This is a genomic window from Kordiimonas sp. (assembly GCF_048264555.1).
Lineage (GTDB): Bacteria > Pseudomonadota > Alphaproteobacteria > Sphingomonadales > Kordiimonadaceae > Kordiimonas.
The window spans coordinates 1-20,970 of the sequence record NZ_JBLXCX010000003.1 but is presented as its reverse complement, the minus strand read 5'-3'; the positions used below and the strand labels follow the sequence as shown (position 1 = coordinate 20,970).

13 protein-coding genes and 1 pseudogene are annotated in these 20,970 nt (G+C 56.4%); 10 read left to right on the top strand and 4 right to left on the bottom strand.

The genetic code is table 11. The features are described 5' to 3' along the window. Positions 1-34 precede the first annotated feature (34 nt). The 4 genes from ACN0XZ_RS09935 to ACN0XZ_RS09920 all read right to left on the bottom strand — a co-directional run bounded on the left by ACN0XZ_RS09935 (position 35) and on the right by ACN0XZ_RS09920 (position 5,244). Positions 35-1,429 (bottom strand): P1 family peptidase, encoded by a 1,395-nt coding sequence (locus ACN0XZ_RS09935; protein ID WP_417457597.1) that lies wholly within the window; start codon positions 1,427-1,429, stop codon positions 35-37. A 134-nt stretch (positions 1,430-1,563) separates the two neighbouring features. Beyond that, complete coding sequence (locus ACN0XZ_RS09930; RefSeq protein ID WP_417457596.1) at positions 1,564-2,535, bottom strand: LysR substrate-binding domain-containing protein; 972 nt, start codon at positions 2,533-2,535, stop codon at positions 1,564-1,566. 121 nt (positions 2,536-2,656) lie between these two features. Continuing rightward, positions 2,657-4,042 (bottom strand): peptide MFS transporter, encoded by a 1,386-nt coding sequence (locus ACN0XZ_RS09925; RefSeq protein WP_417457595.1) that lies wholly within the window; start codon positions 4,040-4,042, stop codon positions 2,657-2,659. A gap of 59 nt (positions 4,043-4,101) precedes the next feature. Continuing rightward, positions 4,102-5,244 (bottom strand): serine hydrolase domain-containing protein, encoded by a 1,143-nt coding sequence (locus ACN0XZ_RS09920; RefSeq protein ID WP_417457594.1) that lies wholly within the window; start codon positions 5,242-5,244, stop codon positions 4,102-4,104. Between the two features lie 190 nt (positions 5,245-5,434). Here ACN0XZ_RS09920 and ACN0XZ_RS09915 point away from each other — a divergent pair, with 190 nt between their 5' ends. The 10 genes and pseudogenes from ACN0XZ_RS09915 to ACN0XZ_RS09870 all read left to right on the top strand — a co-directional run. Then, on the top strand, positions 5,435-6,448 hold the full coding sequence (locus tag ACN0XZ_RS09915) for a right-handed parallel beta-helix repeat-containing protein (protein WP_417457593.1): 1,014 nt from the start codon (positions 5,435-5,437) through the stop codon (positions 6,446-6,448). Positions 6,449-6,620: 172 nt separating this feature from the next. Further along, positions 6,621-8,726 (top strand): TonB-dependent receptor, encoded by a 2,106-nt coding sequence (locus ACN0XZ_RS09910; RefSeq protein ID WP_417457592.1) that lies wholly within the window; start codon positions 6,621-6,623, stop codon positions 8,724-8,726. A 146-nt stretch (positions 8,727-8,872) separates the two neighbouring features. Next, the gene (locus tag ACN0XZ_RS09905; protein ID WP_417457591.1) at positions 8,873-9,934 is read left to right on the top strand and encodes a PepSY-associated TM helix domain-containing protein; all 1,062 of its coding nucleotides are present in this window, start codon (positions 8,873-8,875) and stop codon (positions 9,932-9,934) included. Then, positions 9,916-10,287: a hypothetical protein gene (locus ACN0XZ_RS09900; protein WP_417457590.1), complete on the top strand. Its 372-nt coding sequence runs from the start codon at positions 9,916-9,918 to the stop codon at positions 10,285-10,287. The genes ACN0XZ_RS09905 and ACN0XZ_RS09900 overlap by 19 nt, the downstream gene beginning before the upstream one ends. Positions 10,288-10,349: 62 nt before the next feature. Continuing rightward, entirely contained in the window at positions 10,350-13,610 is a 3,261-nt protein-coding gene (locus ACN0XZ_RS09895; RefSeq protein ID WP_417457589.1) for an amidohydrolase family protein, read from the top strand. Further along, positions 13,607-16,852 (top strand): amidohydrolase family protein, encoded by a 3,246-nt coding sequence (locus ACN0XZ_RS09890; RefSeq protein WP_417457588.1) that lies wholly within the window; start codon positions 13,607-13,609, stop codon positions 16,850-16,852. Before ACN0XZ_RS09895 ends, ACN0XZ_RS09890 begins: the two co-directional genes overlap by 4 nt. Before the next feature lie 123 nt (positions 16,853-16,975). Then, positions 16,976-17,692, top strand: a complete 717-nt coding sequence (locus ACN0XZ_RS09885; protein WP_417457587.1) for an FMN-binding negative transcriptional regulator — start codon at positions 16,976-16,978, stop codon at positions 17,690-17,692. A gap of 240 nt (positions 17,693-17,932) precedes the next feature. Further along, positions 17,933-19,306 (top strand): aspartate aminotransferase family protein, encoded by a 1,374-nt coding sequence (locus tag ACN0XZ_RS09880; RefSeq protein ID WP_417457586.1) that lies wholly within the window; start codon positions 17,933-17,935, stop codon positions 19,304-19,306. Then, positions 19,306-20,787 (top strand): NAD-dependent succinate-semialdehyde dehydrogenase, encoded by a 1,482-nt coding sequence (locus ACN0XZ_RS09875; RefSeq protein WP_417457585.1) that lies wholly within the window; start codon positions 19,306-19,308, stop codon positions 20,785-20,787. Before ACN0XZ_RS09880 ends, ACN0XZ_RS09875 begins: the two co-directional genes overlap by 1 nt. Next, positions 20,787-20,970 (top strand): annotated as a pseudogene (locus ACN0XZ_RS09870) (hypothetical protein); the annotation flags it as partial. The gene ACN0XZ_RS09875 and the pseudogene ACN0XZ_RS09870, both read left to right, overlap by 1 nt.

Here is a 20,970-nt window from a genome sequence, read left to right as displayed (position 1 = left end):
AAATTTCTGGACAAAATTAATGTCGTTGTAGGATTTAGCGCGCGGGACTGCGTTTGCCTGTCTGTTCCCAATGGCCAGGGTTGATGACGAGATTGCCACCCTGGCCAAAACGAAGGGTTAGCGGGTATCGGCCCGGCACCATGAACTCGCCCTGTGATACGGGTTTGAGTTCGGTCGCGTGTTCGTGCTCAATACCATATACCTTGCGCTGACCGCTGGCTTTCGCGAACAACTTGCCACCCTCCACACTCACACTCAGGCTGGCGAACTGGCTGAAATGATAGTCGCCTGCATATGCCTCAAGCTCCGCCGCACTGTGGCGGACAGTGGCATCAGGTGTGGTCGCTTTCTGCTGCTCGGGCACCGAGGCCAGAAGTGCGTCCCACATCACTTCGGAAGCCATCACGCCCAGATCGGGCGAATAGAACTTGGGCTCTTCAAGTTCACCGGTTGAAACGGCGTACAGAACGTCACCGTCATATTGGGTGGCAAACGGCTGGATACCGCGCGCCATCGAGGTATGCACCTGCACGGCGAGACGCTTGAGGTCTGCCGGGTCCATCTTCTGGTTGGTCACAATCATGCTGACGGTGGTGTTTTTGCTGCTGGCGGCTTCGTCTTCGGCTGCGCTTTTACCGGTTTCACGGCTTGCAGGGAAACCTTGCATCAGGTCTGGCGTGCGGAGGGTGCCTTCGGGCCAGCCCTCAGCTTCATAACAAGCGGCCAGACTGCCGTCGCGCCTGGTGATGGCGCCGTAAGGGTTCGCGATCACGAAGGCGGCGATTTTAACGCCGTCGATCTCACGGTATGCACCACCCTGGCCCGAGAAGGCATTACAGCCAAAAAAGCCACCGCTTTTGGCAAAACGCCCGGCACCATGTGCGCCAAGGGGGAAGGTACCGGTTTTTGCGGCACGGAAGGCGGCTTGTGCCAGGCGTTTATCAGGATAGATCTCGTTCAGCCTGCGGCTGCCGAAATCAAAAATGATCGACCCGACTGACATGGCGATGTTGGGTTCCAGGCTGAAGGCGTTGCCGTCTCTGATGCCGTCATCCTTCAGTGCTGTGGCAACGGCGGTCACTGCCTCAAGCCCATACCAGGAGCCGCCAGAGAAGACGATGGTATCAAGCTCGGCATAATTATAACCGAGGTCCATATAAGGAGCGTTTACGGTACCGGGCCCGCCACCCCGCACATCAACGGCAACAAGTGCTTTTTTTTCAAACTGAAATACGGTGACGCCGGTTGGTCCTTCTTCATAGGTGCCGGTACCAACCTTGAGCATAGGCCAGTCATAACTTAGGGTCTTGTCAGACGGGGCATTGAGTACGGGTTTGAGCTCATCTTGGGACGCAAACGCGCCTGCACCAAACATAAGTGCAGCCGCCGCCACACTCGTCGATAATTTTTTCCCAATTGTCCGGTTCATTGTCCCGCGCTCCCGAGTTTCATTTTCGCTTCAAGGGTAAATATTAGCGTGCGGGATACAAGCAGGAAGATGCGCGCGGCATCTCACCTGGTGCGCTTTATGCACCAAGGGGCACCTCGCGCGCGTTATGTGGGTTATGGCAGTTCTTTGGTAATGGCTGTGTGTAACCATGTACGGAACCGGCGGATAGAAGGCAGCTCCCACCGGTCGGCGCGGGCCATAAAGAAATATACGCCGGGTGTTTTGCTTTTGAACGCCGGTTTGCCTGCACCCACTTCCACGAGCCTGCCCGCTGCAAGGTCAGCTGCAGCAACAAGGTGGTTGGCAAGCGCGATGCCGCGGCCGTGGCGCGCAGCATCCATCGTCAGGTGCCCCTGCCACAGCAGAGGACCTGAAAGCCCCACACTCGGCTTCACGCCGTAGGCAGAGAGCCAGTCCTGCCAATATTGAGTGTCTTCCTCGTGCAGAAGCTGGTGTTCGGTCATGTCCTGCGGGGTATTGATCTCTGGTCTGCCCGCCAGATAGTCAGGGCTTGCCACACCAATGATGGGCAGTTCTGCCAGTTTGAGCCGCTTGATACCCTGCGGGGTCTGAAACGCGCCGCCATACTGCGGCACAAAGCGGATATCCACGTCTGCCTCGTTGGCGACAAGGTCGGGGCTTGTGTCTGTGGGGCGCACTTCAACGCCAACACCTGGGTAGGCTGCCTCAAACGCACCAAGCCTGCCGGTCAGCCAATGGAAGGCCAGGCCGGGCATGCACCAGATATGCACCGGCTGGTTGTCGGTGCTTTTCATCATATCAAGGGTGGCGTTTGCGAGCGCATCAATCGCGCGGGCAATTTTCTCGTGGTATTCACGGCCCTGTTCTGTGAGCACAATGCCCGTGGGCGTACGTTCTACCAGCACAGCGCCGGTCCAGCTCTCAATGGTTCGGATATGGCGGCTGATCACTGCATGGTCTCGCTCCAGCCCTTGTGCAGCTTTCCTGATGCCACCAAGCCGGGCCACAGCGTCAAACGCACGTAGCGCCTCAAAAGGCGGTAGTGCCTTGCGGGACGGCAGGCTCGTGTGGATAGGGGGCTGTTTCTGCTTTTCAGCGCTCATAAACTCTGACCAGATTAACTGTTACACCAAACACCACCGTCATGCTGGTGGTGTTACAGGCGTCTGTCAAGCAAATGCACATGGGTACGGCGACCCGCTTAAGGGTGTGTTTTTTAAAGCATTAGCTGTGTTTTGCATCCAACTTCAGGATGCGGGTGAACGGGCCATAGAATATCAACACAAGCACAGCACCCGCGCCTACGATGCCCGCGTGCAAGAGCCAGAAGGCGCTTTCGGAAAGCGGCTCATAGAAGCGGCCAAGCCAACCACTCGCGAACCCGCCTACAAAAAGCGATAGATAGTATGAGCCCACCATCATAGCGTTTACGGCCTCCGGTGCGGCGCTTGATACCAGCGCTAACATGATAGGCCCCACATACAGAAAACCGACAGCACAAACAAAATGGAACACTGTGGGCCACAGGAGCGAAAGCTGGTCACCGCCTGACAGGGCTTCCCCCAACGCGAGCCATACGCACGCGGCTGCAAAAGCGCTGCAGCCAAGGATAATTTTCTTGAGGTCGCCGGGCTCGGCCTTACGGTCCCGCTGCTTGCGCCAATACCACATGATAAGCGGTGCAAGGGCTAGCACAGCCACGGAATCAAGCGCCTGAAACCATGTGACAGGCACCTGCATGTCAAACAACACGCGGTCGATCCGGTCCCTGATCCATAGTGGATATGTGTTCCAGACTTGGCTCTGCGCTGTCCAGAAAAGAGCGGCAATAACAAAAAGCGCAAGGATGCCGGCGATGGTGCGGCCGTCGCCTTTTTCCAGCTTTGGGCGGTTTGCGCTGTCACCGCGCACGGTGTCTGGCGGCAGGTAGCTGCGTCCGCGAACATAAATGACAATACCAACCAGCATACCAATGCCCGCTGCACCAAAGCCGTAGTGCCAGCCATAAAGTTCGCCCAGTGTGCCACAGATAAGGGGCGCGGTTGCGGCACCCACATTGATAGCCATGCAGTAAAGTGAATAGGCTGTATCCCGGCGTTGGTCGGTCTTGGCATAAAGCCGCCCGACCTGAGCGGCGAGGTTGCCCTTGAGAAGGCCCGCGCCAAAAATAAGCGCGCTAAGCGCAAAGAGGAAGGCGGCTTCAAAAGCCATCAGGAAATGGCCAAGCGCCATAAGGGCCGCACCGGCAAGAACCGCTTTCTGCTGGCCCATGACACGGTCACCCAACCAGCCGCCCAGCACGGGCATAAAGTAGATGAGGCCGATATAAAGCCCAAAGATTTGCGTGGCCAGCGCCTGGATGGACAATGGCCCAAAGACAGTTTCCACGCCGGCACGGAAGCCTTCAAATGCTACAACATTTTCAATGGTGCCGGGCTGCAGCAGATAGCCTGCCATATAAAGCACGAGAAGTGCCTGCATGCCGTAGAAGGAAAAGCGTTCCCACGCTTCGGTAAACACAATGTAAGCAAGGCCGCGCGGGTGGCCCATGAAGTCTTTCCCGCTTGCTGCTGCCGTGAAGATCGGCGCTGTTTCTGCCTTGTCTGTCATTATTGTCCCCTGTTCCCACTTTTATGTTTTTTGGGTGTATTGCGGCGCCAGTTGCTGCTTTAGCGGATTGTTTTTACCACCGCATTGAAAAAGTCGTTGTCGAGAATGACCTCAGAACCAATAGGTTTTGCCCGTGCGCTCCACACCACAATCACGATCTTTTCCGCTGGGTTGATATACATATATTGTCCAAAGATACCGCGAGCGCTGAAGCCGCTTTCAAAGTTGGTGCCTGTGCTGGGGTGCACTGGCCACCACATGAAGCCATAGTCAAGCGGCTGGCCGCCAACTTCGCGGGCGCTGCCCGCTTCCCTTACCCAGCCTTCTGGCAGGATGCGCTCACCGTCAATCACACCGTCGTTCATGACAAAATGGGCGAAGCGGGCATAGTCTCGCAGGGTTGCACTTAGCCCGCTGCCTGCTACCTCCAGCCCGTCTGGCGCTTCAAGCCACCATGTGGCGTCCGCTTCCATGCCGAGGCGAGACCATATTTTGCGGGATAGATAATCACACAGATATTCGCCTGTTGCAGCATACAGCAGTTCCCCCACAACATGGGTTTCGCCGGTGGAATAATTCCAGTGTGTGCCGGGCTCTGCCACGCGCGGCAGGTTCGCCATATATTGAAGGATGGAGCCTGCTTTTTGCGCCAGCTGCAGCTCAAGCACATGGCGGCGTTCCGAGTTCGGGTCTGTGTGGGTTTCATCCCAATGCACACCGGATGTCATCTGCAACAGGTGGCGGACGGATACTCCGTCATAGGATCCGCCTTTTAGGATGGGCAGATATTTGGTGAGCTGGTCATCAAGGCTGCCGATAAAACCGTCGTGGATTGCTGCGCCCACCAGGGTAGTGCTGATGGATTTTGCCATGGACATGGACATCCAGCGCGTAGCGTCTGTGTTGCCATATTCATATTGCTCAAGTGCTATGCGTTCATCCTTCGCAACGAGAAGTGCCGTCACACGGTTGCGAGCGATATAGTCGTATAGGTCATAATCACCCTGGTCGGTCTCGATCGTCATGTCATCGAGCGGCAACGGGCGGTCTTTGAAAGCCTTTACTGGTGCATCTCCACGGGAGACGGTACGCACGGGGAAAAGCTGGTCGATATTCCTGAAAGTTTCAATCTGCACAGTGGGGAACAACCTGCCGGAATAAGCATCCCGCGCTGAACCGATTTTAGGTGTCAGGTTTGTCATATATGGCCTTCCCATTTTTTGATCTGTCCCGCTACTCATATAGAGGCTAGCCCATGCCAAGGGTGGAACGGTAGGTGCGAATAAGGCTAAAGGTGGTGAGAAGGGCGCACCAGCTTTATCGGCGTTGGCACCTTCTGGCGGGAATTGGTGCTGCTAGCCTTACCGGATATTAAGAAGGGGAGTTTCAACCATGGACCAGATATACCGCCTATTGCCTGTCGCCGCGCTTATGGCTTTTGCCGCCGTGCCTGCGCGGGCCGATACACTTGATGTGTGCGCAGATGTGCCGGGTGCAGCGTGCGCCTATAAGGGGACTGCGGGTTTGCAGGCCGCCGTTGATGCCGCAGGTGTGGGCGATACCATTAAAATTGACGCGGGCATCTATCGGCCCGGCGCGACCCAGGATGTGCCGTTCACCGATGATGGTGAGGCGCTACGCATTCGCGGTGCTGTGTTGATCAATAGGAAGAAGTTGCATATTGAAGCGGCGCCCGGGGCGGTGTTTGACGGCAGCGACGGCACACCCTCCAACGCGTTTGTGATTGTAGGCAGCGATGTCAGCTTCAACAATATCAATATCCGCGACTATCAGTCAGGCAGCGATACGGACGATATCTATGACGGCCATGGCCTATTTTTCATCAACAGCCGGGGCGTAGTGACCAATACCAGCATTCACGGCACGAAGAAGATGGCGCTTACTATTCGCGGTGCCAGCACGCTTGATGTATCCGGCCTCAGGATCACAGACAGCCATATGGGTATCTGGCTTGAGGAAAACGCGAAGCTCACGCTCAGGAACTCGCTGGTGTCCGGCAGTGAGGAAGCGGGCATTGGCGGCTATGATATCACCGAAACCTTGATCGAGAACAGCGTGTTTGTCGGCAACCTTGATGACGGCATCTATGCGCCGGACACCGGTCATATTGTGGTGCGGAACAGTATCATTGCAGGCAATGCACCATACGGCATGCGCGCGCTCACCGGTGGTGTGATCGAGATTGAGAACAGCCTGATGTTTGGTGATGTCGAAGCCGCTTATTTTACAGACGGTGAGACCGCCAAGGTGGTGTTGGGTGAGGGTGTTGTCACGGATATTGACCCCAAGCTGGATGCAGACTATCTCCCGCAGGCGGCAGCACCTGCCCTGAAGGGCATAGGGCTGAAATCCCGTCCCGGAGCCGCGGAAATCAAAACGGATTAATACCCAGTGTGCGGGGCGCACCAGCTGTGGTGCGCCGGAGGCACCGTTTGTTGCACTATTGGCATCTGTTTTGTTGAAAACGCGCAGTCATACTTAAAAGCGTGAGGAAATCTCGGGTGGAATAACCGCAAGATCAGGGGTTGTTACCAGCCATCTCGGAGGGGAAACCAAAATGAAAAAATATGCAGTTCACTATCTTGCATCCTTGTCATGTATTGCACTGATGCAGGCACCCGCGCTGGCTCAGGAAGCCGCTGATACAGATATCATGCTGGAAGAGATTGTCGTGACCGCCCAGAAGCGGGAACAGCGCCTGATTGAAGTGCCGATGGCGATCACGGCCATGAGCGGCACTGAGCTTGAAGAGCGCGGCATCGACAGCATTCAGGACCTGTCTTTCGCTGTACCGGGCCTGACCATGCGTGAAGATGGCCCCGGCAGCTACCAGATATTTCTGCGTGGTATTGCAAACGCCTATGGCGGCGGCTCGCTCACATCCATCTACCAGGACGAAGTTCCAATGGTGCTCACGGGGTATGACGTGCTGCCAACCCGCACATTGGATATTGCACGCATTGAGGTGCTGAAAGGCCCGCAGGGCACGCTATACGGCCAGGGTGCCGTTGGGGGTGCGATCCGTTACATCACCAACGACCCGGTGCTGGACGCCTTTGAAGGCAATGTCTCAGCTGACCTCAGCACAGTGGACAGCGGCTCCATGGGCGCAGAATTTACCGGCGTTGTGAATGTGCCAGTGGTTGAGGGCAAGTTTGCCCTTCGTCTTGCGGGCACCGTGAAAACCGGTGGTGGCTGGCAGGATCATCCTGAAGCAGGCATCAAAAACGGTAACGATGAAGAGTTGCAGAATTTCCGCCTGAAAGCGCTCTGGAAACCAACAGAAGACCTGAGCCTTTTGGCTACGTTTGTATCCTATCACGCAGAATATGAGCTGGGTCAAGGCTATGAAAACCCTGACCGCACGATCTTTGTGGCGATCGACCCGTCTGAGGCGCAGATGTCAAAGCTCTGGGACTATGAGCTTTATAACCTGACGCTCACATACGACATGGGCTTCGCAGAGCTGATCAGTTCCTCTTCCTATGTTGACCAGACCCATAACTATCCGTTCTCCTACCGGGGCGGTGAAGACACGATTTATCTGGGCGGATATGAGGGTAACGACGAGCGTTTCAACCCGGGTGAACAGTTCACACAGGAAGTACGCCTCGCCTCAACCGGCGATGGCCCACTTCAGTGGACAGTCGGTGGTTTCTACCGGGATATGGAGCGGTCACTAACCGCATATTTCGAGTATGACTATTTCGGGTTTGTTGTAACGGACCAGGAATACTTCTCTGGCAATAAATCAGAGTCGTTTGCGCTGTTCGCGAACGCATCCTACCGCTGGAACCGCCTCGAGCTTGGTGCTGGCGTGCGTTACTTTGAGGACAACGCGTCCGAGACCAACGGCTTCGCCCCTAATCAGGTAACTGAAGAAGGCAAGTTTGACACCATCAACCCGCGTTTCTATCTCTCCTACGCCCTGACAGACGACCTCAATATGTATGCGAGTGTCGCCAAAGGCTTCAGAAGCGGTGGGTTCAACACAGGTGGCAACCCGGCCTATGATCCAGAATCACTCTGGAGTTATGAGGTGGGCTTGAAAGGTGCAGCGCTTGACGGCGCGGTTTACTTCGATGTCGCCGGTTATTACACCAAATATGACGACATGCTGCGGCGCGGCCTTGTCTTCCTTGGTGTGGATCTCGGCTTGCAGTCTTTGGTCAGTAACGTTGGTGCGGCAGAGGTGAAGGGCCTGGAGGCATCGCTTTCATGGCGTGCAACTGATGCACTTACCTTCAGCGCAACCGGTACTGTGATTGATGCCGAGGTAACCGAGATCAACGCTGAAGATACCTCAAACGTTGTGGGTGACCCGATCGATTACGTGCCGGACTATAGCTTCACGCTGGGCGCAATGTATGACTTCCAGTGGTCAGCAGATATGCCGGGTTATGTGCGGCTTGATTATAGTCACCGTGCAAAGATGCCTTATGTGGATCTCACCAGCTTCCCGGCAGAAAATACACCGCAGTTTTCCGATACAATCGGGCTTCTGGACGCACGGATCGGTCTGACCCGCGGTGCGGTATCGGTTGAGCTCTATGCCAAGAACCTGACCAACGAGAATAAATATATCGACCCGTACCACGCCTGGAACAATGCGAACCGCACCCGGCCACGGACCATCGGTATCAAAATGGGTTTGGATTTCTAGGAACCCCCTCCCCAAGTTCCACCGCCTTGTGCCTGTCTCCCAAGACCCGAGCATAAGGCGGTGGAAGGTTCGAGTTTCAGCCGTGTCTGCTTCCGTTAAGTGCGTGGCGGCACGGCTTTTTCTTTCAGCTTTCTCCGGGTGAGGTCATGACAAAAACAATCCGTACTATTCATCGCTACCTGAGCCTGACAGTGGCCCTGTTCTGGTTTGTTCAGGTATGCTCCGGTTTGTTGCTGGTGTTTCAACGCAATCTTGACGACGTAGCGCATCCCTCCGCTGATGTGCCCGCCAATTTTGCGCTTCTGGAAAAAAGTATGAACGGCCTCATAGCGGAACGGCCCGGCAGCCGTATCCCGTTTGTCTATGCGTTTGATGCACGTTTCAACAGCTTCGATGTTTACCTAGTGGAAGAGAGCGGTGATTACCGCGCCTTCCGGATGGCGGGTGACGGCACGGTGTTGCGCGAACTACCTTCAAATCCTGAGGTGTTGGACGCGGGCTTCTTTGAACTGGTGCTAGAGTTACATCATAAATTATGGCTGGGTGATCTGGGCGCTGTGATCCTAGGGGTTAGTGGTATTCTGCTGATCAGCAATATTGGTTTTGGGCTGTGGCTCGCGTGGCCCAAGCGCGGTCAGTGGCGAATGGTATTCAAGTGGCCGCGTAAAGTTGGTGGTAAAGCAGGCCATTATGCTGTGCATCGCATGTTGGGTTTGGCTGTGGCACCGGTAGCTATCCTGAGCATTGGCGCAGGTGTTTTACTGGCGTGGGAAGACCCGATCGCAGACGCGCTTGGCGCTCATGACATCAGCCCGGATATCCCGGCCGTTGAGGCATTCACGGGTGATGAAATTGGCCTGGGTGCCGCGGTTGATGTGGCCAGGGGCTTGTATCCGGAGGGGCAGGTGGCGGTGTTCACTCTCGCGACGCCCGCAAAACCTTATTATAAAATCAGGCTCACGCAGCCGGAAGAGCTGCGCCGCCTTTACGGCAAGACAATTGTGTTTGTCAGCGCACTCGACGGCGCGGTAATCGCACATCAGGATGCGCTCACGCTGCCAGCCTCCAACCGGTTTGTTAACAGCTTTTACGCCATCCACAGCGGTGAATATCTGGCCACTTTTGGTAGGCTCATATCATTCGCGGTTGGCCTGTGGCTGCTGGTGATGATGGTATTTGGGGTGCGGCTGTGGTGGTTAAGGCGATGATGAAATATCTGGCTGCCGTGCCACCCATTCTCGCCGCTGTTCCAGTGCACGCCGAGCAGTTCTGGGCTTCGGACGTGCGCATCACGGGTGTTGCCGTGGTGACGAAAGACAGCAAGCACCCGGAGTTTGAAAATATCGTCTGGGTGGGGATAGACAAAACAGATTGGCTAGGGGGTGACTGTATGGCTGCTGCGGCAGGCGGGCTTGCGTTTAGCGCAGACAACCGCTTGCTTTATGATCTGGTGATACGCACGGCAGAAGAAGGACGGCGTGTTACCATGAAGGCGGAAGACACGGACAAGATTGGTGATCTATGCCGGTTGATGCAGCTAACGGTCTATTTTGAGGACTGAACGGGGAGCCTGACGGACACACAGGCGAACACCATATAAATTCACTGTTGGGGAGTATGAGGATGACAGGCCTTTTTTCCGCGAGTTCCAAAACACGCAGCTTACTTGCAGGCGTGGCGCTTGGTTGCATGATGGCACCAGCCCTCGCGGCAGATGACTGGGACATTGCTGACACCGGACAGCCCTATATCGAGGCAGAGTTTACCCTTGATGAAGGCACATGGATGAGCCTTGACGTCAGCCCTGACGGCAAGACTATTGTGTTTGACCTCTTGGGCGATTTGTACCTGTTGCCTGCCCATGGGGGTGAGGCAGTGCCGCTGACTTCTGGCCCCGCGATCGACCGGACCCCGAGCTTCAGCTCTGACGGTAGCAAAATCCTTTATATCAGCGACGCGAATGGCGCGGACAATGTGTGGATGGTGGGTACAGATGGCACCGGTGCCCGCGCGGTAACAAGCGAAACCACCAATCTCGTAGCCAACCCGGCATGGAGCGCAGACGGCAACTATATCATCGCGGCCATTGTAGGCGGCGGATACTCAGACCAGAAAAGTTCAACGCTGCGCATGTATCATGTGGGTGGCGGGCAAGGGCGTGTGGTGGTGGAAACACCTGCCAATGGTCGTGATGTGCAAGAGCCGGAGTTCTCCCGCGACGGCAAATATCTCTATTATACCCAGCGTCTTAAAGATCATCACATCTATGTGGACGCCAACCATATCAACTATGGCGTGATGCAACGCGACCTGAAAAGCGGGGAGACTGAACAGCTTGTTGCGGGCTTTGGTGGTGCGCTCGCACCTCAGGTGTCGCCAAGTGGGCGTTATATCGCCTTTGTGCGCCGGGTGAAGGACAAAACCGTGCTGTTTACCTATGATCGGGATACCGGCACCCAGCGCCCGGTGTATGACAAGCTGGACCGGGACCAGCAGGCAGATTTTTATCTGCAAGGCGTATATTTCCCCAAATTTGGCTGGTTCCCTGATGAGAAAAGCGTTGCCATCTGGGGCAAGGGCAAGCTCTACCGCGTGAATATTGAAACCGGTGAAGCGAGCGAGATTCCGTTCAAGGCACACTCCAAACACCGCATTACCAAATCCCCGCGTTTCGCGCCTGACTTTGAACCTGACAGCGTGACGGTGCGCAGCGCCCAGTCGCTGAAGGTGTCGCCAGACGGCCAATATGCCGTGTTTCATGCGCTGGGGTATCTTTATAAAAAGCACCTGCCGGATGGCACACCTGTGCGGCTCACCACGGGCACAGCTTTTGAGTTTGAACCCGCATGGTCATCAGACGGCAAGCATATCGCCTATATCACGTGGGATGATGAGAAGGGCAGCACGCTCAAGGTGATGAAGGCAAACGGCAAGGGCATTAAAACCGTGGCATCCAGCCGGGGTGTAATGCGTGCGCCTGCTTTCTCAAGCGATGGCAAACGCCTTGTGTTCACCACCGATGGCGGCAACAAGGGCCTTGGCGGATACCGCACCCGGCCCGGGCTTTATATTGTGGATGCAAAAGCGGACGCGACGCCCGAGCGCATTGGAGATGGTGGCACTGACGCCCGCTTCTCACCCGATGACAGCCGGGTGTATTTCACGGCGAGCGACGGGTATGACAGCGTGCTTTATAGCGTTACCACAGGCGGATTTGACAAGCGCGAGCACGCCCGCGCGAGCACGGCAGACCGGTTTGAGCTGACCCTGAGCCCAGACCACCGCTGGCTCGCCTTCAAGGAAAACCAGCAATATTATGTGATGCCGTATCTGGAGACAGGCCAACCGCTGGACGTTCGCGCAACGGGCGCAGCGGTACCGGTACGGGCGCTCACAAAAACCAGTGGCTATAACATCAGCTGGAGCGCTGATTCCAGTAGCCTCTACTGGACGCTGGGCGACGCGCTTTTCGAAACTACGCCTGTGGATGACGGTATGCCGGAGGCTTTCGCGAGCCTTGGCCTTGAAGTGAAGGCCGACAAGCCGAAAGGCCTGGTCGCTTTCACCGGTGGCCGGGTGATCACCATGAAGGGTGAAGAGGTGCTGGAAGCTGGCACTGTGCTGGTGGACGGCGGCACCATCAAGGCCGTTGGCGCGGTGGGCGCGGTTGATATTCCCGTAGGCGCCTATGTGGTGGATACCACCGGCAAAACCGTGATGCCGGGCCTTGTGGATATGCACGGGCATATTGACTGCTGTTATTATGGCGGGCTGATGCCGCAAAAACATTCAAGCCATTATGCGGCGGCGGCGTTTGGCGTTACCACCAATTATGATCCCTATACCTCCGAACTGCCGTCTTATGCGGCAACAGAAATGCAACAAGCCGGTGTGCTTGTAGGCCCACGCTCCGTCACCACCGGGCGGGTTATCTACGGCAGACCAGGCAAAGGGGACAACACTTATGTGCCTATCGGCAGCCTAGAGGACGCGGCAGACACCATGGCGCGTAAACGGGCGCTGGGGGGGCGTGTCATCAAAAGCTACAAACAGCCATTCCGCAAAGCGCGGCAACAGCTTGTGAAAGCCGGGCGCGACGCGGGCGTGATGGTGGATGCGGAAGGCGAAAGCCATTTCTACTATAACATCAGCCAGCTCTTGGATGGCCATATGGCGCTGGAGCACAACATTCCCGTCGCCACCTATTACGATGATATCATCCAGCTCATGGCGCATGGGGAGGCGGCGAATACCCCAACCCTGAACGTAACGTTCGGGGAAATTATGGGCGAGAACTATCTCTACCAGACCACCCGTGCGTGGGAAGACCCCAAAGTCATGGCCTATGTGCAGGAGAGCACCAGTGGTTATAGCCCTACCGCAACGCCCTACAGCGCGCCGGTGCATGTGCGCAATATGACCAGCCTGCATGCGGTGGATGAGATATATGATATCGGTTTTCGCGCCGTGAGCCGGTCAACCAAACGGCTGGATGATGCTGGCGTAACGATCAACGCGGGTTCACACGGGCAGGTGTATGGCCTCGCGCTCCATTGGGAGATGTGGACCATGGCGGAAGGCGGCATGGACAATCACCGCATCTTGCGCACCGCCACACTCAACGGTGCCAAAACTTTGGGCGCGGAGGACAAGATCGGCTCGCTTGAAGTGGGTAAGCTGGCGGATATCATTGTGCTGGACGACAACCCGCTTGCGGACATCAAAAACACCAACACGGTGCGGTTTACCATGATTGGCGGCAGGCTTTATGACAGCCTGAGCATGAACGAAATTGGCAATTATGACCGCCCCCGCACCAAGTTCTATTGGGAGATGCCTGACTATCACGGCATCGATTGGAACGAGGCCTGGGCGGGACAATGATGATGGGTAAGCACTTCATTTTATCGTTTCTGGCGGTGTTCGTCATGGCCTCCAGCGCGGCCGGCGAGGGGTGGGATATCACCGCCACAGGCGTGCCTCACAATGCGCACACTATCACCACGGATGAAGGCACATGGATGAGCGTGGATGTGAGCCCGGACGGCAGCACCATTGCCTTTGATTTGCTTGGGGATATTTATATTATGCCCGCAAGTGGCGGGGCCGCGAGGCTTATATCCGCCGGGCCCGCGCTTGAACGCATGCCGCGTTTCAGCCCGGATGGTAGCCGCATCCTGATCCTCAGCGACAGAAGTGGCAGCGATAACCTTTGGACGATTGGTCTTGATGGTGGCCACGAAAAACAGCTCACGTTTGAAGGGGTAAATGTGCTCTCTGGCCCCGCATGGGGCCCGGGCGGGGACTATGTTATCGCCACCCAGCACTCGGCACTGTTTGAAAATATCCATACAGCGTCGCTCAGGCTTTTTCATAGTGGTGGCGGTGCAGGTGTTGAACTGGTTCCGTCCCCCGGCCCGCGCCAGAATGTACAGGAAGCGCAGTTTTCACCCGATGGGCGTTATCTCTATTATACCGAACAAGTGGGCGAACCTTATGTGTCTTACGTGCATGTAGATGCCAACCACGCCAACTATGGTATCCGCCGCCGGGATATGCAAACCGGGGAAACCATCACGCTGATCGCGGGTTTTGGTGGGGCTCTAACGCCGGAGATTTCGCCTGATGGTCGCATGATCGCCTTTGTGCGCCGGGTGAAGGACAAAACCGTGCTCTTTCGTTTCGATACTGAAACAAATGAGCAAATACCGGTTTTTGACGGGCTCGATCGTGACCTGCAGGCCGAATTTATCGCGCAGGGCACCTTTTATCCGCAATATGGTTGGTTTCCTGATGGGCGGCATGTGGCCATCTGGGCGGGCGGTAAAATCCAGAAAATAGATATGGAAAACGGTGCGGCTGAGGTGATCCCTTTCACCACCAGCGCCGAACACCAGCTGGCGAAAGCCCCGCGTGTCAGCCATGACCTTGCGCCCGATGTGGTGACAGCCAAGGCTGTGCGGCAACTGGCGGCGACAGCAGGCGGTGATGGTGCGGTGTTTCATGCCCTCGGGCAGCTTTGGCACCAGAGCGCGGGGGAGGCCAAAGCCAACCGTGTGACTGATGAGGCCGGGCTTGAGTTTGAGCCCGCGTTCGCAAGCGACGGCAAAACACTCGCCTATGTGCATTGGCGGGACGAAGAAGGTAGCCGCTTGAAGGTGCTGGCGCTGGGTGGTGACGCCAAAACTCTGCTGCATACCCGTGGCATGGTGCGCGAACCAGCCTTCTCGCATGACGGTAAAACACTTCTGTACCGCATTGAAGCAGGCAGCAAATGCATGGGTGGTTACGGCACCGATGTGGGCATTTATACCGCTGACCTGATGAGCGGCAATACCAAGCGGGTGCTGAAAGCCGGGGAAGCGCCTCAGTTTTCACCTGACGGCAGTCGCATCTATTTCACCACCAGCGAGTGGGGAGCCTCTGGCCAGATCACTCGTATTGAAAGTGTGAACGCGGCCGGATTTGACCGCCGGGTGCATGCACTGGCTTATGGCTCAGATACCCTCGAGTTGAACATGAGCCCCGATCTGAATTGGATCGCCTTCAAGGAAAACCGCCAGTATTACGTCATGCCCTATATGGAAACTGGCACGCCTATAGTTGTGTCATCATCGGCAGATGGCGCACGCAAGCTTACAAGCCTGAGCGGCTATGACATTACATGGGCGGCGGATTCAAAAAGCCTTCACTGGGTGCTGGGACAGAGCCTCTATCGCGCTGATGTAGCCAGCGGTACAGCTTCGGTACAGGCCACGCTGGTGGCTGAGGCACCGGCACAAAAGCCAAAGGGCATGATTGCCTTCACTGGCGGACGCATCATCACCATGCGCGGTGATGAGGTGATCGAGCGCGGCACCGTGCTTGTGGAAGGCGACCGCATCAAGGCTGTGGGCGCTGATATTGTCGTGCCTGCTGTGGCTAAAATCGTTGATGTTTCCGGTAAAACGCTGATGCCGGGTTTTGTGAACATGCATGGCCATCTGGAGGATTGTTATTATAGCTCTGTTGGTTTGATGCCGGAAAAGCAGCCCAGCCATTATGCTTCCCTCGCGTTTGGGGCCACAACAAATTATGACCCTTACGCGACAGAGTTGCCAAGTTATGCCATGAGCGAAATGCAGGCGGCTGGTAAAATGGTCGGCCCGCGCACCATCAGCGTTGGTGGGGTTGTGTATGGCAGGTCAGGCAAAGGCGACCCGGTGTATGAACCTATTTTCAGTCTTGAAGATGCAGACGCCCTGATGACGCGCAAGCGTGCACTGGGCGGCACGATTATCAAGAGCTATCGCCAACCTATGCGGTCACAGCGGCAGATGCTTGTGCGCGCGGGCCATGAGGCCGGGGTGATGGTGGACATAGAAGGTGAAAGCCATTTTTATAATAATATCAGTGCAGTGCTCGATGGCCACACGGCGCTTGAGCACAACTTCCCAGTGGCAACCCTTTATGATGACATCATCCAACTGATGGCGGCGGGCGATACTCCCAACACGCCCACCATTATCGCCACCTTTGGTGAATTTATGGGTGAAAACTTCCTCTATGCGCAAACACGCCCGTGGGAAGATGCCCGCATTCAGGCTTATGTGCCTGCGGTTACCAGCAGCTACAGCGCGCTTGGGGTGCCATACTCAGCACCCGCCTATGTGCGCGGCATGACAGGCCTGTCTGTCGCGGATGAGCTGTGGGATGTGGGTTTCAAGTCGGTTGCGCGCTCTGTGGCGAAACTTGATGCCGCAGGTGCCACCATTAACGTGGGCTCGCATTCCCAGATACAGGGCTTGGCCGTGCACTGGGAGATGTGGTTGATGGCAGAGGGCGGCATGCCTAATGCGCGCATCCTGAAGGCAGCGACCATCAACGGCGCCAAAACATTGGGCCTTGAGGGGCAGATCGGCAGCCTTGAGGCAGGCAAGCTTGCTGACCTTATTGTGCTTGAGCGCAACCCGCTTGAGGATATCCGCAACACAGATAGCCTGATCTACACCGTGGTTGGCGGGCGCATTTATGACCCGATGAGCATGAATGAAGTGATCAGCGCCGATGTACCGCGCAGTAGGTTCTATTGGGAGCTGCCAGACTATCACGGCATCGACTGGAATGAGGCCTGGGCGGGACAATAGGGGCTGCCCGGCACCACCCCGACCGGTGCATAAGTGTCACCACGCGGCGCACGGTTGGCGTCTCCTCACAGGTAGGTTGCTTCGTCACACTGCCCTTCAATTCTGTTGAAGTGAGGGGATATCATGTCAGCAAAAGCAACAGGCGGTGCAACACCGCTCGCGCGCACATGGGATAATGTGGGAAAACATAGTTTTGTGCCCGAGCATTATGAGTTTTCAGACCGGAACGCCATGATGGCTTATATCAAGGCCAATCCGGTGGCGCAGATTTTTGCGAACCATAAGGGCGAGATGCACCTGACATCCGCCCCCTTCATTTATGCCCCAACGCCGGGCAAGGACATGCGGCTTGCAGGCCATATTGCCGGGCGCAATGCCTATGGCGATGCCATCAAGGCGGGCGTGGAAGCTGTGGCACAGTTTATCAGCCCCGGTGCCTATATCTCACCGCGCTGGTTCCGGGAAAATATCACAGCACCCACTTTCAGCTACGTATCGGTGCAGGCGCGCGGACGCTTTGTGCCTATATCGGATGCGGACGAAACCCTGCTGATTTTAGCCAAAACGGTTGATCATATGGAAGTCCTGACAAGTGCCCATGATGGTGCCGACCCGTGGTGCATGACCGCGCTCACAGCTGAGCAGATAACGCGTTATATCCCCATGGTGCAGGCGTTTTACTTTGAAGTAACCGCCCTGGAGGGCATCGCCCGGCTTAATCAGGAAAAAACAAAAGCCGATATGGAAGGCATTATTGAAGGGCTTTCCGGGCAGGAAAATGCAGGTGCCCGGCATATAGCCAGCCTGATGAATGCCAACCTCAAGCGGGTGGCAGATTAACCTCTTCCCTTAATACGGTGCGCGATGGTCACCGCCTATGGCTTGCTTCGCACCTTCCCGAAAAGCCCTCCGTTCCTTACTCATTTCACTATGCCCGTGGCCTCAAAACAGAAGGGGTGGCCATAAGTGGCAAAGTAGAGAGCAGGGGGGATGTGAGGGATGAAGCATCCAGCCAAGCGCCGTTAGGCCGCAATAAGCCGCAGTCGCGACAGGAACAAAGAAAAAGAATTGGAGTGATCTATGTCTAGCGTTGAGCGAAATACCAAAGAGTGGCAAGACCTGGACGTTGCCCACCATCTGCACCCATTTACCGACCCAAAGTATTTTGACACCAAAGGCCCGCTGGTGGTGACCCGTGCGGAAGGGTCATATGTGTGGGATTCAAACGGCCGCAAGATACTGGACGGCATGGCTGGCTTGTGGTGCGTTAACGTCGGTTATGGCCGCGAGGAACTGATCGACGCTTCCCACAAACAGATGCAGGAACTGGCGTATTATAACGTCTTTTTCCAAAGTTCCACACCGCCGCAGATCGAGCTTTCCCGTGTGCTGGCAGAGCTGACACCGGGTGATCTTAATCACTTCTTTTTTACCAACTCGGGCTCTGAAGCCAATGACACCATCATCCGCATGGTGCGCCACTTCTGGGAAGTGGAAGGGAAACCCGAGAAACATATCTTCATTGGCCGCACGCTCGGCTACCACGGCAGCACGCTTGCGGCCACCAGCCTTGGCGGCATGCAGGCCATGCACGACATGGGCAAATCACTTTTGCCGGGGTTTGAACACATCATGCACCCGCACCATTTCGCGAATGGCAAGGGACAGACCCGTGAAGCTTTCGGTATCAAGGCGGCACAAGCGCTTGAGGAAAAGATCCTGGAACTGGGGGCCGATAATGTCGCTGCTTTTGTCGCAGAGCCTGTGCAGGGCGCGGGTGGTGTGATTGAACCACCAGCCACCTATTGGCCGGAAATTCAGCGTATCTGTAAAAAATATGACGTGCTTCTGGTGACGGACGAGGTGATCTGCGGCTTTGGTCGGCTGGGCCACTGGTTCGGCTCTCAGGCATACGGCATTGAGCCGGACCTGATGCCGATGGCCAAGGGTCTGTCGTCTGGCTATCTGCCTATCGCTGCCGTTGCTTATAGTGCCCGCATCCAAAAGGGTTTGCAAAAGGGCGGCCTGTTCTCGCACGGGTATACATATTCCGGCCATCCGGTGGCTTGCGCTGTGGCTCTTGCCAACATCAAGCTAATCAAGGACGAGAAGCTGATAGAGCGGGTACATGACGAAACCGCGCCTTACTTTCGCAAGCGCCTGAACGAGGCGGTTGCTGGCCATAAATTGGTAGGGGAAGTACGCGGCGCGGGCTTGCTTGCCGGTGTGCAACTGGTGAAGGACAAGAAAACCGGTGAGCTGTTCGATGCGGCGGAGAATGTGGCGGTGCGTTGCCGTGATCACTGCCTTGAACGCGGCCTTATCATGCGGGCGGTTGGCCAGTCCATGGTGGCAAGCCCGCCGCTGATTATAACCAAAGCCGAGATCGACAATATGATCGATATCCTGATCGCGAGCCTTGACCAAACAGCTAAAGACATGGGGGTGGCATAATGGCTGCCCCGGCTGATGGTGCCCATGCGCCCGCGCGCGCGGTAACGCTTTCTTCCCCGCTGCACAAAGCGGTGCTTCGCCATGCGTGCCAGGGCGGTGCAAGCTTTCCGGTCCTCAACCCGGCGACGGGTGAGCATCTGGCTGATGTGGCGGAAATGGGGCCAGATGATGTGATCGCTGCTGTTGCGCGGGCGAAAGCAGCCATGGCTATCTGGTCCCAAAAAACAGCGAAGGAACGAGCGACAACCTTGATGGCATGGCATGGGCTCATCATGCGCCACCAGGAAGAGCTGGCCGAGCTGCTGACGCTCGAGATGGGCAAGCCGCTCGCGGAAGCGCGGGGTGAGGTTGCGCACGGCGCATCCTATATCGTCTGGTTCGCGGAAGAAGCCAAACGGTTATACGGTGACATCATCCCGACAAATGACCAGAACCGCCGTCTGCTGGTGATCAAACAGCCTGTGGGTGTTGTTGCGGCCATCACGCCGTGGAACTTCCCAAGCGCCATGATCACCCGCAAGATAGCGCCCGCGCTGGCGGCGGGCTGCACGGCTGTGGTGAAGCCGGCGGAAGATACACCACTTTCTGCTATTGCGCTTGCTATCCTTGCTGAGGAAGCGGGTCTCCCGGATGGTGCCGTTAATGTGATAACCTGCAAGAACCCCACCGATGTGGCCAAGGCGCTCACTGACCATGATGACGTGCGCAAGCTTTCCTTCACCGGCTCAACCCGTGTAGGCAAGCTATTGATGCGCCAGTGCGCCGATACGGTAAAAAAAATCTCGCTTGAGTTGGGTGGAAACGCGCCGTTCATTGTGTTTGATGACGCGGATATTGATGCCGCCGTGGCGGGTGCCATGATGGCGAAATACCGCAATGCGGGGCAAACCTGTATCAGCGCCAACCGCTTTTATGTGCAGGCCGGGGTACGGGCAGAGTTTGCCACCAAGCTGGCGGCAGCAGTCACAAAGCTCAAGATGGGCAATGGCGCAGAAGAGGGCACAACCGTTGGTCCGCTCATCAACCCCGGTGCGGTCGCCAAGGTGGACGGCCTTGTGCGCGGCGCCTGCGCAAGTGGTGCCACCATTGTGCTGGGCGGCCAGCCGGGCGTGATGGGGGAAAACTTCTATGAACCCACGGTGCTCACAGGCGTAACGCCCGAGATGACCATCAGCCAGAATGAGATTTTTGGCCCCGTCGCGGCCATCTATCCGTTCGAGGAGGAAAACGACGCCATCATGATGGCGAACGATACGCCATACGGCCTTGCGGCTTATGTTTATACCCGTGATATGGGCCGCATCTGGCGCGTATCCGAGGCACTTGAATATGGCATGGTTGGCATCAATGATGGCACCTTCTCAAGCGAGGCAGCGCCCTTTGGTGGGGTCAAACAATCTGGCATCGGGCGCGAAGGCTCAAAGTACGGACTGGATGACTTTGTTGAGATCAAATACATCAGCATGGCGGGGCTTTCCTGATGGTGATGAGGTCGCTGGTTATCGCTTACGCACTGATCGCTGCGGGTCCCACGCACGCTGAAGATGGCACTGAGCTTTCAGAAGTTTTAGCTTTGGTACGTGCACAGGCTGAAGAGATTGCGGCCTTGAAGGCGCGGCTGGTGGCGCTTGAGGGAACACTGGTGCCGGTTCTGGTCTCCGGTC

What these genes read in the sequence shown, in the direction of transcription:
- ACN0XZ_RS09875 (WP_417457585.1), top strand. Translation starts at nt 19,306, where the DNA reads ATGGCTGCCCCGGCTGATGGTGCCCATGCGCCCGCGCGCGCGGTAACG.
- ACN0XZ_RS09920 (WP_417457594.1), bottom strand. Translation starts at nt 5,244, where the DNA reads ATGACAAACCTGACACCTAAAATCGGTTCAGCGCGGGATGCTTATTCC.
- ACN0XZ_RS09895 (WP_417457589.1), top strand. Translation starts at nt 10,350, where the DNA reads ATGACAGGCCTTTTTTCCGCGAGTTCCAAAACACGCAGCTTACTTGCA.
- ACN0XZ_RS09935 (WP_417457597.1), bottom strand. Translation starts at nt 1,429, where the DNA reads ATGAACCGGACAATTGGGAAAAAATTATCGACGAGTGTGGCGGCGGCT.
- ACN0XZ_RS09930 (WP_417457596.1), bottom strand. Translation starts at nt 2,535, where the DNA reads ATGAGCGCTGAAAAGCAGAAACAGCCCCCTATCCACACGAGCCTGCCG.
- ACN0XZ_RS09915 (WP_417457593.1), top strand. Translation starts at nt 5,435, where the DNA reads ATGGACCAGATATACCGCCTATTGCCTGTCGCCGCGCTTATGGCTTTT.
- ACN0XZ_RS09890 (WP_417457588.1), top strand. Translation starts at nt 13,607, where the DNA reads ATGATGATGGGTAAGCACTTCATTTTATCGTTTCTGGCGGTGTTCGTC.
- ACN0XZ_RS09885 (WP_417457587.1), top strand. Translation starts at nt 16,976, where the DNA reads ATGTCAGCAAAAGCAACAGGCGGTGCAACACCGCTCGCGCGCACATGG.
- ACN0XZ_RS09905 (WP_417457591.1), top strand. Translation starts at nt 8,873, where the DNA reads ATGACAAAAACAATCCGTACTATTCATCGCTACCTGAGCCTGACAGTG.
- ACN0XZ_RS09925 (WP_417457595.1), bottom strand. Translation starts at nt 4,042, where the DNA reads ATGACAGACAAGGCAGAAACAGCGCCGATCTTCACGGCAGCAGCAAGC.
- ACN0XZ_RS09910 (WP_417457592.1), top strand. Translation starts at nt 6,621, where the DNA reads ATGAAAAAATATGCAGTTCACTATCTTGCATCCTTGTCATGTATTGCA.
- ACN0XZ_RS09880 (WP_417457586.1), top strand. Translation starts at nt 17,933, where the DNA reads ATGTCTAGCGTTGAGCGAAATACCAAAGAGTGGCAAGACCTGGACGTT.